This is a genomic window from Solidesulfovibrio aerotolerans (assembly GCF_009856865.1).
Taxonomy (GTDB): domain Bacteria; phylum Desulfobacterota; class Desulfovibrionia; order Desulfovibrionales; family Desulfovibrionaceae; genus Solidesulfovibrio; species Solidesulfovibrio aerotolerans.
In genome coordinates this window covers 1-15,552 of sequence record NZ_WVUD01000059.1, presented here as the reverse complement: position 1 = coordinate 15,552, position 15,552 = coordinate 1, and the positions used below count along the sequence as shown (strand labels likewise).

Genomic DNA, 15,552 nt, shown 5'->3' with positions numbered 1-15,552 from the left:
TCGACCAGAACCCGGAACGGCAGCTCGAACACGTTCAGGTGGACAAGGTGTTCACCGACAAGGCGTCGGGTAAGGACACTCGACGGCCACAGCTCGACGCGCTCCTCGCCTTCGTGCGCGAGGGCGACCGGCCGGTGCTAGATGCGGCCTGCCTGGAGGAGATCGACCGGGAGGTGATTGCCATCCTGCGCCGCCCGTGGAGTTTTCCCACCCCGGAGGAGGCCGGGCGGCTCGGGTCGCTTTTCCACGACGACAATAACGGCACCGACACCGGCGGCATCATCTGCAGCGATCCCTGCCGGGCCGCCTTCCGCGAGGGCGGCCTGGAGAAGCTCTATAACAGCAACGCCTATTGGCCCCAGGGGATCATCGGTTTGGAGTCGCCCGGGCTCATCGAGCACATTTTTGCCTTGAAACATCGTTTGGAATTGCCGTAAGCCTTGCTTCCCACGGCACCGTCAACTTGTCGGCCGAGAGGTTGCTTGAAACGTCGTGTCCGGGTATTGAGCCGCATGTCGACGCGCCATAATCCTCACTTTGCCGGTTATCGCTACCCTGCCGAGGTCATTTCGACCGCCGTGTGGCTGTACTTCCGCTTTCCGCTGAGTCTGCGAATGGTTGAGGAAATGCTGGCGGCACGGGGTATCACGGTCAGCTATGAGACGGTCCGGCAGTGGGGGCTGAAATTCGGCCGCGATATCGCCAACACCCTGTGCCGACGGGCACCGCGCCGGGGCGACAAATGGCACCTGGATGAAGTCGTCTTGGCCATCGGCGGCAAGCGCCGTTATCTCTGGCGGGCTGTGGACAATGATGGCTTCGTCCTTGACGCGCTGGTCCAGAGCCGGCGGGAGGCGGCCAAGCGGCTGCTGCGAAAGCTGCTCAAGAGGCAGGGAGTGGAGCCAAGGGTAATGGTGACCGACAAGCTCAAGAGCTACGCCGCCGCCAAACGCGAGACCATGCCGGGCGTCGAACATCGTCAGCACAAGGGTCTCAACAATCGAGCCGAGAACTCCCACCAGCCGACGAGGCGACCAGAACGGCAGATGAAACGCTTCAAGTCGGCTCGCCAAGTCCAACGATTTCTTTCCATCCACGACCCGATCGCCAACCTCTTCGACCTTCGCCGAGACCACCGCCCCATCGCCGACTACCGAACCGCCCGAGTCCAGGCCTTCGAGACCTGGGCGGAAGTCGCTGGCGCTCGCCTCGCTGCGTGATCCTGGCATGTCCAGCCGGACACATTTCGGAACCCTATGCGCAAACCGCCCCAAACAAGTTGACGGTGCCACTGTGTGCTAGGGCCTGTCCGCATCTCTTGGCGGCCGGCGGCTGGCCCCGCTCAAGGATGCGACAGCGGCAACAACGGTCCGCGACGCCCGTCCGCCATCCCGGGCGGATCAAAAACAAGGAGACGCCATGCCTACGCTCGAATGGCTCAAACAGGAATTTGACTACGGATACGACAGCGGCGACATCATGACCACGCGACCGGATGCGCAGCGGGCCAAGGAGGAGCACATGATAGGGGGCTCCTATTTCAATTTCTACCGTAAATTTCTGCACGCGAAGCTGCGGCCGAACGACAGGGTCCTGGAACTTGGGCCTGGCCAGGGATCTTGGACCCGGGCCATCTTGAGCCTCATTCCCGAAGGCGAGGTGCATACCTGCGATTTCCAGGACGTCACCCCTTGGCTCGCGCCGGATCGCTACGCCGGGCGTCTTTTCTGCCATCAGGTCGAGGACAATTCCTTCGCCGTGCTCCCGGATAGCTACTTTGATTTGTTTTTTTCCTTCGGTGTGTTCGTCCACTGCAATCTGCCGCTCATTGGCGAGATTTTGGCCAACGCCCTGGCCAAGATGAAGCCGGGCGGTCTTGCCGTGCACAACTACGGCGATTGGACCAAACTCACGAAGTGGGGTTGGGACCGGGGCGGCGTGCCGTTTGAATTTACGACCTTGCCGGACGACAAAATATGGTGGCCCCGCAATACACGCGAAAACATGGCTGCCATGGCCCGGCAATCGGGATGGAATGTAGTCGAACCGGATCTGGGATTCTTTCAACGCGACGGCATTATTTTGCTTGAAAGACCCATTGCCTGACCATCTGGGGCACCTTCAACTTGTCGGCCGAGAGGTTGCTTGAAACGTCGCGTCCGGGTATTGAGGAGCATGTCGACGCACGCTAATCCCCACTTTGCCGGCTATCGCTATCCCGCCGAAGTCATTTCGACCGCCGTATGGCTGTACTCCGCTTTCCGCTGAGTCTGCGAATGGTTGAGGAAATGCTGGCTGCACGGGGTATCACGGTCAGCTATGAAACGGTCCGGCAGTGGGGGCTGAAATTCGGTCGCGATATCGCCAACAGACTGCGCCGACGGGCGCCGCGCCGGGGCGACCAATGGCACCTTGATGAGGTCGTCTTGGCCATCGGCGGCAAGCGCCATTATCTCTGGCGGGCTGTGGATAAGGATGGCTTCGTCCTTGACGTGCTGGTCCAGAGCCGGCGGGATGCGAAGGCGGCCAAGCGGTTGCTGCGAAAGCTGATGAAGAGGCAAGGGGTGGAGCCACGGGTGCTGGTGACCGACAAGCTCAAGAGCTACGCCGCCGCCAAGCGCGAAACCATGCCCGGCGTCGAACATCGTCAGCACAAGGGTCTCAACAATCGAGCCGAGAACTCTCACCAGCCGACGAGGCGACGAGAACGGCAGATGAAACGCTTCAAGTCGGCTCGCCAAGTCCAACGATTTCTTTCCATCCACGACCCGATCGCCAACCTCTTCAACCTTCGCCGAGACCACCGCCCCATCGCCGACTACCGAACCGCCCGAGCCCAGGCCTTCGAGACCTGGGCCGAAGTCGCCGGCGCTCGCCTCGCAGCGTGATCCTGGCATGCCCAGCCAGACACATTGCGGCACCCTATGCGCAAACCGGCCCAAACAAGTTGACGGTGCCCCTGGTTTTTGGTACCGTCAACTTGTCGGCCAAGAGGTTGATGAAAAGTCTCTTCCGGGTATTGAGCAGCATGTCGACGCACCCTAATCCCCGTTTTGCCGGTTATCGCTACCCCGTTGAGGTCATTTCGACCGCTGTCTGGCTGTACTTCCGCTTTCCGCTGAGCCTGCGAATGGTTGAGGACATGCTGGCGGCACGGGGTATCACGGTCAGCTATGAGACGGTCCGCCAGTGGGGGCTGAAATTCGGCCGCGATATCGCCAACAGACTGCGCCGACGGGCGCCGCGCCGGGGTGATAAATGGCACCTGGATGAGGTCGTCCTGACCATCGGCGGTAAGCGCCAGTATCTTTGGCGGGCTGTAGACAAGGATGGCTTCGTCCTTGACGTGCTGGTCCAGAGCCGGCGGGATGCGAAGGCGGCCAAGCGGTTGGAGAACGGCAGATGAAACGCTTCAAGTCGGCTCGCCAAGTCCAACTATTTCTCTCCATCCATGACCCGATCGCCAACCTCTTCCACCTTCGCCGAGACCACCGCTCCGTCGCCGACTACCGAACCGCCCGAGCCCAAGCCTTCGATACCTGGGCCGAAGTCGCCGGCGCTCGCCTGGCTGCGTGATCCCAAGATGCCCTACCATACACGTTTCGGCACCCTATGCGCAAACCGGCCCAAACAAGTTGACGGTGCCGCAACGAAATCTGTTTCAACAATGTGAAATTCTCGACCTCATTGACCCGCGACGACAACGCTTAAAACAAAACAATTCTAGCATGTTATCTCTTTTAACTTAGCCGGAAAGAAATGTCCAACACCAAAAAAATCGCAGGCGATTGTCCCAGCCTTGGGGATGATCCGAAGTGCAGGCACAACCACTTGCACACACAAGGAGAAGGCGTGCGTACCTTTCCCCAGCCAATTCTCGTCACACGTCCTCTGCTTCCGCCAATTCCCGCCATCACCCGCAGAATGGAAGATATCTGGGGAGCCCAGTGGCTTACCAACATGGGCAAGCAGCACGGCATTCTTGAGGCGGCCTTGACCCAGCATCTCAGGGTTCCGCATTTGAGCCTGTTGTGCAACGGCACCATTGCCCTGCTTGTGGCAGGAAAGGTGCTGGACATGCAGGGCGAGGTGATCACCACGCCGTTCACCTTTGCGGCAACGCCGCATGCGGTGAACTGGACCGGGGCGGAGCCGGTGTTTGCAGACATCGACCCCGTCACGCTCACTTTGGACCCCAAAGCGGTGGAGGCGGCCATCACGCCGCGCACCACGACCATTCTGGCCGTGCACGTGTTTGGCATGCCCTGCGACGTGCACGCCCTGGCGCACCTTGCTGCAAAGCATAACCTGCGTCTGCTCTACGACGGGGCCCACGCCTTCGGGCTTGAAGTGGAGCACACGGGCATAGGCAATTTTGGTGATATCACGGCCTACAGCTTCCATGCCACCAAGCTGTTTCACACCGCCGAGGGCGGCGCCCTGGCCTGCGGCAGCGCCGAGATGCACACACGCATTGAACGCTGCAAGAATTTTAATATCCTTAGCGAAGAAACCGTGGGCGGCGTGGGCATCAATGGCAAGCTCAACGAGCTGCAGGCCGCGGTTGGGCTGGCCGTGCTGGAAATCATGGACGACGAGCGCGAACGCAGGGCTCGCATTGCGGCCATTTATCGCGAGGTCCTGGGCCAGGTGCCCGGCGTCACCGTGCAACCGGTTTTGCCTCAGGTGACCCGGGAAAGCCTGCAGTACTTCTCCATCCGCATTCACGAACAGGAATACGGACTTTCCAGAAACGCCCTGCATGCCGAGCTCAAAAAGCACAACGTGCTCACCCGCAAGTATTTCTACCCGCTGTGCAGCACATTTGAATGCTACAAGAAACTGCCCTCCTCCAGGCCGGAGAATCTCCCGGTGGCCACCCGCGTGGCGGCCGAGTGCATGGCCCTCCCCTTTTACGGGGCCCTGCCCGACGAAGACGCCACCACCATCGCCAGCATGATTCGCGACATGCCCCGCTGAGGCACCGTCAACTTGTCGGCCGAGAGGTTGCTTGAAACGTCGCATCCGGGTATTGAGCAGCATGTCGACGCACCCTGATCCCCGTTTTGCCGGTTATCGCTACCCCGCCGAGGTCATTTCGACTGCCGTGTGGCTGTACTTCCGCTTTCCGCGGAGCCTGCGAATGGTTGAGGACATGCTGGCGGCACGGGGCATCACGGTCAGCTATGAGACGGTCCGCCAGTGGGGGCTGAAATTCGGCCGCGATATCGCCAACAGACTGCGCCGACGGGCGCCGCGCCGGGGTGATAAGTGGCACCTGGATGAGGTCGTCCTGACCATCGGCGGTAAGCGCCAGTATCTTTGGCGGGCTGTAGACAAGGATGGCTTCGTCCTTGACGTGCTGGTCCAGAGCCGGCGGGATGCGAAGGCGGCCAAGCGGTTGGAGAACGGCAGATGAAACGCTTCAAGTCGGCTCGCCAAGTCCAACTATTTCTCTCCATCCACGACCCGATCGCCAACCTCTTCCACCTTCGCCGAGACCACCGCCCCGTCGCCGACTACCGAACCGCCCGAGCCCAGGCCTTCGAGACCTGGGCCGAAGTCGCCGGCGCTCGCCTGGCTGCGTGATCCCAAGATGCCCTACCACACGTTTCGGCACCCTATGCGCAAACCGGCCCAAACAAGTTGACGGTGCCGATTCAGGCTTCCACAACAACCCTGCCCAGGATAGCATTGCTTCTTTTGGCAAAAAAGCGAGATGAGCGTGGTTCAATTATTAATATTTTACGTTATAAGCTGTTTGGCTGGAAAGTCGTTATTATTCCGTTTTAAACTTCTCGAACAGAAGCCGCGCAATAATCTTCTGAGTCCAATTGCATTCTGTATTTTTCTGACATTAGTTCTGTGTGTCGGGGTTTCTCTGCATCTTCCATTCAAAATATTATCTTGCATTTTATGGGTCATAAGCATCATACTCGCTGTTGATGGACTCATTAACTCTAATAAGCGCGATTTGTATTACTATTTTTTGCTATTTATTTTTGCTTGTTCCTCATCGTTTTTAATTTTTCCCTACTTGGTTCATGGCCTAACAAGCTATCCCGGAAGCCCCTTTTCTGACAAGTGGCTTTACATCGCAAAGGCACAATATCTTTGGGATAATCCAAATCATGAAACCATTGCCACGTCTCCATTTTACCAAATAGGAGCTTTTTACCCCTTTCGGTATGCCTCCGGTGCCTTGCTGGCTTTTTTCTCAACGATTGCTTCTCCAAGCGGAGAAGTCATTTCTGTCGTGGGCCATTACCTGGGGTGGCTGGTTTTTCTATACTTCACTTCTACGTTTTATTTTGGACTTTCCAGCAAAATGCTTACCAACTCAACCTGGGTCTTATTCTACTCCGCAATAACTGTCATCTCGTGTTGGACATTGAACATTATCATTGCAAACAATTTTGATAATCTTCTTGCCTTGCAAATTTTGCCAACAGTTGCAGGTTACGTAGCAAGCAGCAATCTAAAAGACAGAAAAGATTATATTTTTTTGGGCAGTATTTTTTCATTTTGTGTTTATGTTTATTTCGAATCGTCGCCGATCCTGCTTGCTGGCTGCATCTGCTTGCTATTTTATGCGTTGCGCTTTAAGAAACAACAAAAACATTTCTTTAAGATTTTCTGCACCGCTACTATTATTATGCTGATTTTTTTGCTGCCAGCACTCGCCGACATGAAACACATGCTGATTATTCAATTACAGACTGTAACGGGAGATTGGTCTTCGCGTCCAGGCACTGGTTACTTTGTCAATTTTTTGAATCCATCTCTTTTCTCAGCCACATACCTTGGCCTTTACCCTCCCCTAGATTCCGACCATTTTATACTGCCCGAGTTTCTTGGCACTTTTTCTAATTATGCGCTTATTTTGCTAGCTGGCATACTTCTAGTCGGATTTTTTAAAATTTTAAAATACAAAAACCACTCACTTGCGATCCTGTTTGTTTTTCTTTTCACTCTTCAATTTTTTGTCTTAATATTTTTAAAATACGACTACGGTTTTTACAAATTTTTGATTATAAGCTGGTGGCTATGTTGCTTCCTTGTCGTTGTAGGAACTAATTTTATTTGCACACGGTCGTATTTTTTTAGATACGCTTTGCCCGTATTCGTCACTGTTCTTTTTATTGGATTTACATCTTGGAGGATTGTTGTTTTTCAAAACTTGCCTTTCAAAGACAAGGTCTCATCTTACTTGCCTTTATATAGTTTTTCAAAACAAATTGGCTCCGGTAGTGCCGTGATAAATTTAAACAAGCTAGACAATCTTCCGTGGGTCAGTTATTTTTTGAGAAAAAACAAAACGGCCTTAGTAGGCAACGACTATTTTTTATTTAGCGAATATTTCTATAAAGCTATCGACAAAAATTATTTTTTTTCTAAAGCTGATTTTGTTGTGTCAGACTACATTGACCTATTTACAGACATCCAACCGAGTATATGCAGCCAAGCTGCTTTCCTATATCCACTCCATAGCCCTAAAATTCTCTTTGACAAGGTTGTTAATCCTAATGGTCAAGAAAAGCTTGATGGTCCCCCTTGGTATTGGCTTGGAAACGGTACCACAATGATTTCATTCTATTCAGACTATACAGGTTTTGCTGTGTTTCGTGCAAAGGCCGAGCCAGGCCCATCCGCAACCGATCCTCACAGTGCTTCCATCCTTCTCTCAAAAAGGGATACGTTTTCGGCGACCATCCCAGTTCATAATAAAATGTTAATTTCCATCACTATTCCTGTTGAAATCGGATACAACCAATTCGCTCTCACACCGCAGGCAACCCAAGATGGCACAAAATCTAATTCCAATGATACCAGGCAACTACTCATTGGAATTTCTTCTTTTCAGTTTAACCCGATCGCTCAGGTGGAGCCTTGACTCCCGACGACACCGCGGGAGGGCACCGTCAACTTGTTCGCGCTGGTTTGCGCATCGGGTGCCGCAATGTGTATGGTTGGGTATGGCGGGATCACGCAGCCGGCGAGCGCCAGCGACTTCGGCCCAGGTATCGAAGGCTTGGGCTCGGGCGGTTCGGTAATCGGCGACGGTACCTTTTAACGGGCTGTTATTACTTGGAGCACTTAATAACTCGACTTTCGGGGTTGCGGCTAAGCCGCTTTGGCTTGAGATCTTTGACAAATTGAGCTATCTAGGCTGAAATATCGGATCGCTTGGCCAACCATAGCCTCGGCTAAGGCATTGTAAATCTCTGTATGTCCGGGGTGTTTTGGCAGTATCTCTATAGCTGCAAGCTCGATGATGCGCTTTAGAGATTCGAGATATGTCACATCTCGCATTTCTTCACAGCAAGCGTGGAAGAGAAGCCCCAGGGAACGAGGGTCAGCTTTTTGACGTTGTTCAAGGGCTAAAAAGATGTATCGAAGAGAAACGATGGTTGAGTGGGCAATGAGCGTGTCAAAGTCTCTGGGCTGACTACCTTTTTGTAGTCCTGAAAAAAACTTCAACATCCCATCTTTTGCCGTAGATTCGGACGACATCCTCTTCCGAGAGATTGATGTCTGTGCAAAGAAGGGCCAGCCAATCTTTCTTTTTCCGATCTCGGACGAAAACAATCCGAGCTTGTTCGCCATCATTCATGGTAACAACGGCACTGGAAAGAATTTTTGCGCGTCCACGACGTTTTTTAACTTCACGGAAGATGCCTTCAGCAGAAAGACGCTTTCCATTGAATCTGTAGAGAACGGTAGGTGTCCTCTTGATCATGCAAATGACCGGGATCAGGTGACGTAAGGAAGCGATGATGGCGGGCATGCCAAACCAACTGTCCATAAGCAGGTAGCGGGCTTTGACGCCAGTCTCAAGCGCACGCTGAACCATGGGCGCAAGAAGGCTCGTTGACTTGGTCACAGCCTCGCGCCGCCGCCTGGCTCCACAGGTGCGCCTGTCCAACTGTTTAAGGACACCCTGATAACGGTTGCACGGGTTGGTAGAAGAAAGCAGTGCGAAATCAATGGGAACCAGACTTGCGCCGTCTGACCAAGCCAGCGTCAACAGTCTAAAACCCTTGATGAATTTCTTTTCGGCGTGGTCATAGACTCGAGCAAGAAGTTCAACCTTCTTGGCCCGAGGCCGATGTACGGACGTATCGTCGAGGATAAGCACGGTTTCACGATTCTCTGTCGTGAGAGCGTCAAGCATGAATATGACTTTGAGGGCAACCATGAGAAGCAGCCGTCGCCAACTGAACCGATGCGACCCGAGGAAGTCATAGACAACGTCCTTGCCAAACTCACAGTCCGTGTTACACACCGTGGTTCGATAAATATTCGTTCCGAGAAATGGCATTGTAAAAAGCACCATAAGCAATTTCTTTGCAGAAACGCCTTTGTTTTTGGAAATGCCATAAGCGGATGCAAGCTTATTTAGGCTGACGTTGTCGAAAAAATGTCAATCTTGCTGGCGACACTCTTTCTTGTTGCTTGAAATCATGGGAAATTTTCCGTATTTTCCATTTGGGCACTTCCTCTTCTGTGCTCTGGTGCTTGGTAACAACAGTGTACAGGGGCAGGAAGTGTCCTTCAAGAAAAATAATCCAAGATACCAGCCAGTTGTATTTTGCTTTTATTTGAAGTTGATCCCCGAAAGTCGAGTTAATACTAAACAACCACCAGCTGAAGCTGGTGGGTTTAAAGCCTGCGGACTGAAAGTCCAGCTGCATCACGGCGAACCAAGCGATCTATTCACAACTCCGATGTAGGTCGTAAAAGACAGTCGTTGCTTCGGTGCGATTGCGTCCAGGAAAACTCAACCGCTAGCTGAAAGCTGCCCCGGCTGAAAGCCGGGGGTTTTAACCCTAAAGACGGACGAATTAACACTTTGGCTGCGCTGACCAATTGGAATTCAGGCTGGGCACCATTTCCCTGTGGCGGGATGTTAGGTATTTCATGCCCTGAGTAATAAGGAAAAAATACGCGTGACACAGGATTTTGACGACTACGCGGCTGATTACGAAGCGTTGTTACAGCGCAGTTTGGGCTCGGCGGGCGGCGATCTGGAATTTTTCCGGCAGCGCAAGGCGGCGCTGGCCAAGCGGCTGTTGCGGGATGCGCCGCCCCGGCGCATTTTGGAATACGGTTGCGGCACGGGCGGCAATCTGCCGCATTTGGCAGCGGCGTTTCCTGGGTCGGCGGTCGCGGGCAGCGACATTTCGGAGAAGTCTTTGAAGCAGGCGGCGACGGCGGCACCTGGGGTGACGCTGTATCATCTGAGGCGTGGTGGTGTGCCGGCGGGCGTGTTTGATCTGGTTTTTGCGGCCGGCGTGCTGCATCACGTGCCAGGTGCGGCCCGGGATGCGCTACTGGCGGCTATGGCCGAGGCTTTGGCGCCGGGCGGTCGGCTGTTGGTTTTCGAGCACAATCCGGCCAATCCGCTCACCCGGCGCATAGTGGCCCGCTGTCCTTTCGACGCCGGGGTGACGTTGGTGCCGCCTGCGCAAGCGAAAGCCCTGGCGCAGGGCGCTTTATTGGGGCAGGTGCGGGTGCGCTACATCAGTTTTGCGCCGCCGGCCCTGGCGCCGCTGGCCGATCTGGAACGCTTTTTAACCTGGCTGCCGCTGGGCGGCCAATACTGCCTGTCGGCGGCCAAGCCGGGCTGATGGCAGTGGGACGGCACCGTCAACTTGTTTGGGCCGGTTTGTCAAAGCCAACAGGCGGAGTTCTTTCATGCAGCCAGCGAATGTGCAGAGTGCACGGCGAGCCCTGATCACCGGGGCTGGCGGATTTATCGGACACCACCTTGTGGATCTGCTGCACCACGAGGGCTGGATCGTCGCCACAACGGGCGTTTCCGAGGGCGGACCGGGGCATCATCGCCTCGCCGCACTGGATGCGGACAGCCTCCGCAGCGTGGTGGAAGCAGTGTCCCCGGACTGGATTTTTCATCTGGCGGGAACCACGTCGGACTCCCCCACGACCCAATACACCGTCAACACTTGCTTCGGCATTCATTTGCTGCAGGCGGCAGCACGCGTCAATGCCGGCGTCCTGCTGACGGGAAGCGCTGCGGAATATGGCCCCCAGCATGCGAACCCCCCTTCGCAATACGGCCGGGCCGTGGATGAATGTTGCCCCTGCCAACCCGTGTCGACCTATGGCATTAGCAAGTACGCCCAGAGCCTGCACGGACTGGCGGCGAGCGCCGGTCAGCCTGTGATTATCGTCCGCCCCTTCAATGTACTGGGAAAAGGCATGCCGGAACATCTTGCGCTGGGACGGTTTGTGCGGCAAGCTTTGCAGCTTCCCGCCACGGGCGACCGGTGCATTCATACCGGACCGCTGCACGGCGTGCGGGACTTCATTCATGTCCGGGATTGCGCCCAGGCCTTGATTCACTTAACCGAAACCAAGGATGCGTTGGGCAAGGTCGTCAACCTGTGCAGCGGAACTGGCGTTTCCCTCGCGCATCTGGCGGAGTGTCTGATCGCACAGCTCTCCCCCGCAGTCAGAATCCAGGAAGCCGCACCGGCCAAGCCCGTGGCGGACGTGTTTGTCGGCACAGGCGCAGCGCTCCGGCAGCTTGGGCTGTCCATTCCGCCCTGCGCCCTGCATCAATGCATCAAGGAAATGCTTTCCTGAACCGGGAGATGAGGAAGGAACTGCTCATGCTGAAAGGGAAACGGGTTTTTGTCACCGGTGCAGGCGGGTTTATCGGCAGTCACTTGACGGAAGAGCTGGTCAAGGCCGGCGCTGACGTAACCGCCATGATTCACTACAACTCCAGCGCCAAATGGGGCAATCTGGAGTTTCTCCCGCCGGACGTCAAAACGGCAATCCGAGTTGTGGCGGGCAATGTCGAAGATAGCGACTTCATCATGCAGTCTCTAAAAGGCATGGACATTGTCTTTCACCTTGCCGCACTCATCGCCATTCCGTTTTCGTACATCGCTCCCCGCAGCTATGTGCGCACCAACATAGAGGGTACGCTCAATGTCATGGAGGCCGTGCGCCGCCTTGAGCTTAACCGCGTCGTGCACACCAGCACCTCCGAGGTCTACGGCACGGCGTTGTACGCTCCCATTGATGAAAAACATCCCCTGCAGGGCCAGTCCCCTTACTCCGCCTCAAAAATCGGGGCAGACAAGATCGCCGAGTCGTACTACCTCTCCTTTGCCACGCCCGTGGTCACCCTGCGCCCTTTCAACACGTACGGCCCGCGCCAGTCGGCCCGCGCGTTCATTCCCACGGTCATCTCCCAGGCACTGGAACAACAGGAAATCCGCATGGGGTCCTTGGACCCGCAGCGGGACATGACTTTTGTGCGCGACACGGCCCTGGGGTTTATCGCCGCGGGTACCATGCCCGGCGTCGAGGGGGAGACCATCAATCTTGGCGTAGGCAAAACCGACAGCATCGGGGCCATTGCCCACAAGATCCTTGAGCTTATGGAATGCAAAAAACCCATCGTGCAGGACGCCAGCCGCTTGCGCCCGTCCAAGAGCGAGGTTTTCAAGCTCCTTTCAGACAACAACAAGGCCCTAGAGCTGTTACAGTGGAAGCCCACGGTGTCTCTCGAGGAAGGGCTCAAGGAAACCATCAGCTTTGTTGAAACCAATCTCCATTTGTTCAAAACGGATCAATACACCGTTTAGCAAGGACACAGCACCATGAAAGCCATTATCATGGCCGGCGGCAAAGGAACACGCCTTGCGCCCTACACGGCCGTTCTGCCCAAGCCACTTATGCCGCTGGGCGACGTTTGCATTCTTGAGCTCATCCTGAACCAGCTCAAGCGACATGGGGTGCAAGACGTCATTCTCGCAGTCAATCACCTGAGCCACATTATTCGAGCCTTCTTTGAAGACGGGCAACGGCTCGGGTTGAACATCACCTACAGCTTCGAGGACCATCCCCTGGGAACGGCCGGCCCCATGGGCGCGGCCCTCGACCAACTGAGCGAGCACTTTTTCCTGCTCAATGGCGACCTGCTCAGCACTATTTCCTTTTCCGACCTCTACCGCGAACACCTGGAATGCCGTGCGGACGCCACCATCGCCACCTGCACACGAGAGCTCAAAAGCGACTTCGGCGTGCTCGACATTGATGACGCCGGCAGCCTCGTGGGCTACCGTGAAAAGCCGGTCTATTCACACCAGGTGAGCATGGGATTGTATGTGCTGTCGCGCGAGGCCGTGCGCCCGTATGTCAAACCCAACATCTACCTGGACATACCGGACCTCATGAAGCAGATGGTCGGAGACCACAAGAACGTCCACTGTTACGAATGCAAAGACTTCTGGCTCGACATCGGTCGCCCTGCAGATTACGCACTGGCGCAGGATCTGTACGAAAAGGACAAGTCCATTTTCTTGCCCAACAGCTAGGTTTGCGAGCAGACGTGTCTGTCCCGCACGCAGGAAGCAGGGCATTGCGTCTGCCACAGCCTTCAACAAAAAGCATCCAGACCCTGGAAGGCCCGATGAAGCCAACGGTTCAAATAGTCTGCATCACCTACAACCAAGAAGCCTATATTGCGCAGGCCCTGGCATCTCTGGTTGCACAACAGACTGATTTTCCATTCGAAATCATCGTTGCCGATGACCGCTCGACGGATGGGACTCCACGCATCATTCAGGAGTTTCACGCGAAATATCCTGCTCTCATCAGGCCGATCTTTCAGGAAACAAACCTGGGCGCCGCCGGGAACTTTCTCGATGCGCTCAACCGTGTTGAGGCGGAGTTTCTCGCCCTCTGCGAGGGGGACGACTACTGGACAGACCCGTCCAAATTACAAAAACAGCACGACGCCCTGCGCGCCCACCCCGAATGCGCCGTGTGCTTCCATCCCGTGCGCATTATTGACGAGGGGGGAGCAGTCACCGACGAACGGTTTCCCGCTCCGCAGTTCCGATTCAACAAAACCCGCCTGCAATTTGCGGATCTGGCAAAGCGAAATTTTATCCAGACCAACGCTGTCATGTATCGCTGGCAATTTCAGAACCAGGACCTTCGGCGCGTGTACAGCCCGAACATTCTTCCTGGAGACTGGTTCATCCATCTCGTGCACGCCCATGCCGGAGACATTCTGTTCTTGGAAGACGTCATGTCGGTATATCGCATCTGGTCGGGCGGCATTTGGAACGGCGCGGGCAAGTCCGATGCGTGGTTTAGCGCCTGCGGCATTCCAAGCTTACGGTTCTACCGGGCTCTCCACGGCCTCTTTCCTCAAGAATTCCCTCTGCCGACGCTACGTTGTCTGGAGTATTGCGATAAAATCCTGGCGGCCGCCCGAACGGCCGGCCGCCAGGACCTTGTGGCGACGTTGGAGCGCGAGTTTCCGGAGTTTCTGTGCATCCTGCCGCGATACCGGATCCTGTTGCGGCTCAGGTACTTCTGTCGAGCGCTCAAGAATCTGCCAGCGGCCAGGCGCGTGCTTCGCAGCCTGGGGTCGCCTCAGAAAACGGAAAAAATCGCACGCTAAGCTTGGCTGCTCGTTTTCATCGCGCTTGAGCCGTCTCGTCACGAATTCCAGCGACTGAGCCCTTGCCGTGGAGAATATCGTGAAAGGCAAGTCAGCCCCGGTCCCACTCGCTACGCTCACTGGCCTGCGGGGCACTTGCCAGGGCCTGCGCCCTGGCAAGTTTGCATAAAACACTTAACTTATTTATAAATATTGCAATGTTCGATTTGTGCTCGGAACATACCCGGTTTGCGACCGATCAGTGACCTGTTTTTGACCGATCTATGACCTACTTGTGACCTATGTTTGGATAACTATCTAAATTTTGAGACCGATGCACGGAAATCATTCATAAATATCTTGAAAAATTATGTAGTTATGCTAGATTTTGTCCATCCAAAAGATGGAGGCAAGCATGAGCGAGCGCACTTCCAAGAATCCTGGCATCGCCGACTACGTAGTGGCCCGTCGCAAGCACAAGGATTGCTTTTTGGACGAGATTGATCGTCTTATCGACTGGAAGCCTCTCGAAAAATTGCTTCGCAAAAAGCTCCAACGGGTTGTCAACGCCGTTGGCAATCCCGCCTACCCGCCCCTGCCCATGTTTAAAATTCTCCTGCTGCAGCGCTGGTACAACCTAAGTGACGTGGCTGTGGAAGAATCTTTGTACGACCGCCTGTCATTCGTCCGTTTCGTAGGCCTCTCCCTTGATCACGACGAAGTGCCCGCTTCCTCGACCATTTGCCGGTTTCTGGAGTAGCCCCCATTTCGACCGGACATTTCCGCCAGCCTAGGAGGTAGTGCTGGAGTTATGTCCAGACAGAATGCTAACGAGTTTGCCACGGTCGAGGTGGTGAACATGGTCCAGCGGCGACGTTGGCCCTTGGCTGAGAAACTGCGCATCGTCGAGGAGACGCTGTTGCCGGGCATGAGCGTCTCCTTCGTGGCCAGAAAGCACGGTGTCGCGCCCAACCTCCTCTTCCGCTGGAGGAAACGTAAGCGCTCAATAAGACGCGTCTTGTCAGGGCGAGCAGGAAGCGGCAGAAGCTCAGGCAGGGATGATCAGGGAGCAGGGATCGAGATGTTGTGGCAGGAGGGCCTTGCGTTGGGCATCGGTAGTT

14 protein-coding genes and 4 pseudogenes are annotated in these 15,552 nt (G+C 55.3%); 17 read left to right on the top strand and 1 reads right to left on the bottom strand.

Translation table 11 applies throughout. The features are described 5' to 3' along the window. From GTA51_RS21610 to GTA51_RS18745, 9 genes and pseudogenes are all read left to right on the top strand, one after another. Positions 1-437, top strand: a 437-nt coding sequence (locus GTA51_RS21610) for a recombinase family protein (protein ID WP_439333335.1), incomplete at its 5' end; no start/stop codon positions are given. 75 nt (positions 438-512) lie between these two features. After that, the gene (locus tag GTA51_RS18775) at positions 513-1,220 is read left to right on the top strand and encodes an IS6 family transposase (RefSeq protein ID WP_160963853.1); all 708 of its coding nucleotides are present in this window, start codon (positions 513-515) and stop codon (positions 1,218-1,220) included. A gap of 199 nt (positions 1,221-1,419) precedes the next feature. Then, positions 1,420-2,106 carry a class I SAM-dependent methyltransferase gene (locus GTA51_RS18770; RefSeq protein ID WP_160963851.1) on the top strand — a complete coding sequence of 229 codons (687 nt, stop codon included), beginning with the start codon at positions 1,420-1,422 and terminating at the stop codon, positions 2,104-2,106. A 69-nt stretch (positions 2,107-2,175) separates the two neighbouring features. Continuing rightward, positions 2,176-2,888: pseudogene (locus GTA51_RS18765) on the top strand (IS6 family transposase). Between the two features lie 140 nt (positions 2,889-3,028). Next, positions 3,029-3,576 (top strand): annotated as a pseudogene (locus tag GTA51_RS18760) (IS6 family transposase). 276 nt (positions 3,577-3,852) lie between these two features. Then, positions 3,853-4,980 carry a DegT/DnrJ/EryC1/StrS family aminotransferase gene (locus tag GTA51_RS18755; protein ID WP_211922660.1) on the top strand — a complete coding sequence of 376 codons (1,128 nt, stop codon included), beginning with the start codon at positions 3,853-3,855 and terminating at the stop codon, positions 4,978-4,980. 61 nt (positions 4,981-5,041) lie between these two features. Then, positions 5,042-5,404, top strand: a pseudogene (locus GTA51_RS18750) (IS6 family transposase); the annotation flags it as partial. Between the two features lie 11 nt (positions 5,405-5,415). After that, complete coding sequence (locus GTA51_RS21605) at positions 5,416-5,589, top strand: hypothetical protein (protein WP_439333334.1); 174 nt, start codon at positions 5,416-5,418, stop codon at positions 5,587-5,589. A 136-nt stretch (positions 5,590-5,725) separates the two neighbouring features. Further along, a complete protein-coding gene (locus GTA51_RS18745; RefSeq protein WP_160963847.1) occupies positions 5,726-7,894 on the top strand; it encodes a hypothetical protein in 2,169 nt (722 codons plus the stop codon). A gap of 555 nt (positions 7,895-8,449) precedes the next feature. Here the strand turns inward: GTA51_RS18745 and GTA51_RS18740 are convergent. Next, positions 8,450-9,412 (bottom strand): annotated as a pseudogene (locus GTA51_RS18740) (IS4 family transposase); the annotation flags it as partial. A 37-nt stretch (positions 9,413-9,449) separates the two neighbouring features. Between GTA51_RS18740 and GTA51_RS18735 the strand changes: the two are divergent. The 8 genes from GTA51_RS18735 to GTA51_RS21065 all read left to right on the top strand — a co-directional run. After that, a complete protein-coding gene (locus GTA51_RS18735) occupies positions 9,450-9,734 on the top strand; it encodes a hypothetical protein (RefSeq protein ID WP_160963843.1) in 285 nt (94 codons plus the stop codon). A 216-nt stretch (positions 9,735-9,950) separates the two neighbouring features. Next, positions 9,951-10,631, top strand: a complete 681-nt coding sequence (locus GTA51_RS18730; protein ID WP_160963841.1) for a methyltransferase — start codon at positions 9,951-9,953, stop codon at positions 10,629-10,631. A 67-nt stretch (positions 10,632-10,698) separates the two neighbouring features. After that, positions 10,699-11,610, top strand: coding sequence for an NAD-dependent epimerase/dehydratase family protein (locus tag GTA51_RS18725; RefSeq protein WP_160963839.1), 912 nt, complete (start codon positions 10,699-10,701; stop codon positions 11,608-11,610). 26 nt (positions 11,611-11,636) lie between these two features. Next, a complete protein-coding gene (locus GTA51_RS18720; RefSeq protein WP_160963837.1) occupies positions 11,637-12,623 on the top strand; it encodes an SDR family NAD(P)-dependent oxidoreductase in 987 nt (328 codons plus the stop codon). A 15-nt stretch (positions 12,624-12,638) separates the two neighbouring features. Further along, a complete protein-coding gene (locus GTA51_RS18715; protein WP_160963835.1) occupies positions 12,639-13,355 on the top strand; it encodes a sugar phosphate nucleotidyltransferase in 717 nt (238 codons plus the stop codon). A 44-nt stretch (positions 13,356-13,399) separates the two neighbouring features. Next, on the top strand, positions 13,400-14,452 hold the full coding sequence (locus GTA51_RS18710; protein WP_160963833.1) for a glycosyltransferase: 1,053 nt from the start codon (positions 13,400-13,402) through the stop codon (positions 14,450-14,452). Positions 14,453-14,846: 394 nt separating this feature from the next. Then, on the top strand, positions 14,847-15,191 hold the full coding sequence (locus tag GTA51_RS21600; RefSeq protein ID WP_160963831.1) for a transposase: 345 nt from the start codon (positions 14,847-14,849) through the stop codon (positions 15,189-15,191). A gap of 51 nt (positions 15,192-15,242) precedes the next feature. Next, positions 15,243-15,552 (top strand): transposase (locus tag GTA51_RS21065; RefSeq protein ID WP_246198230.1); only part of this gene is annotated, 310 nt, incomplete at its 3' end.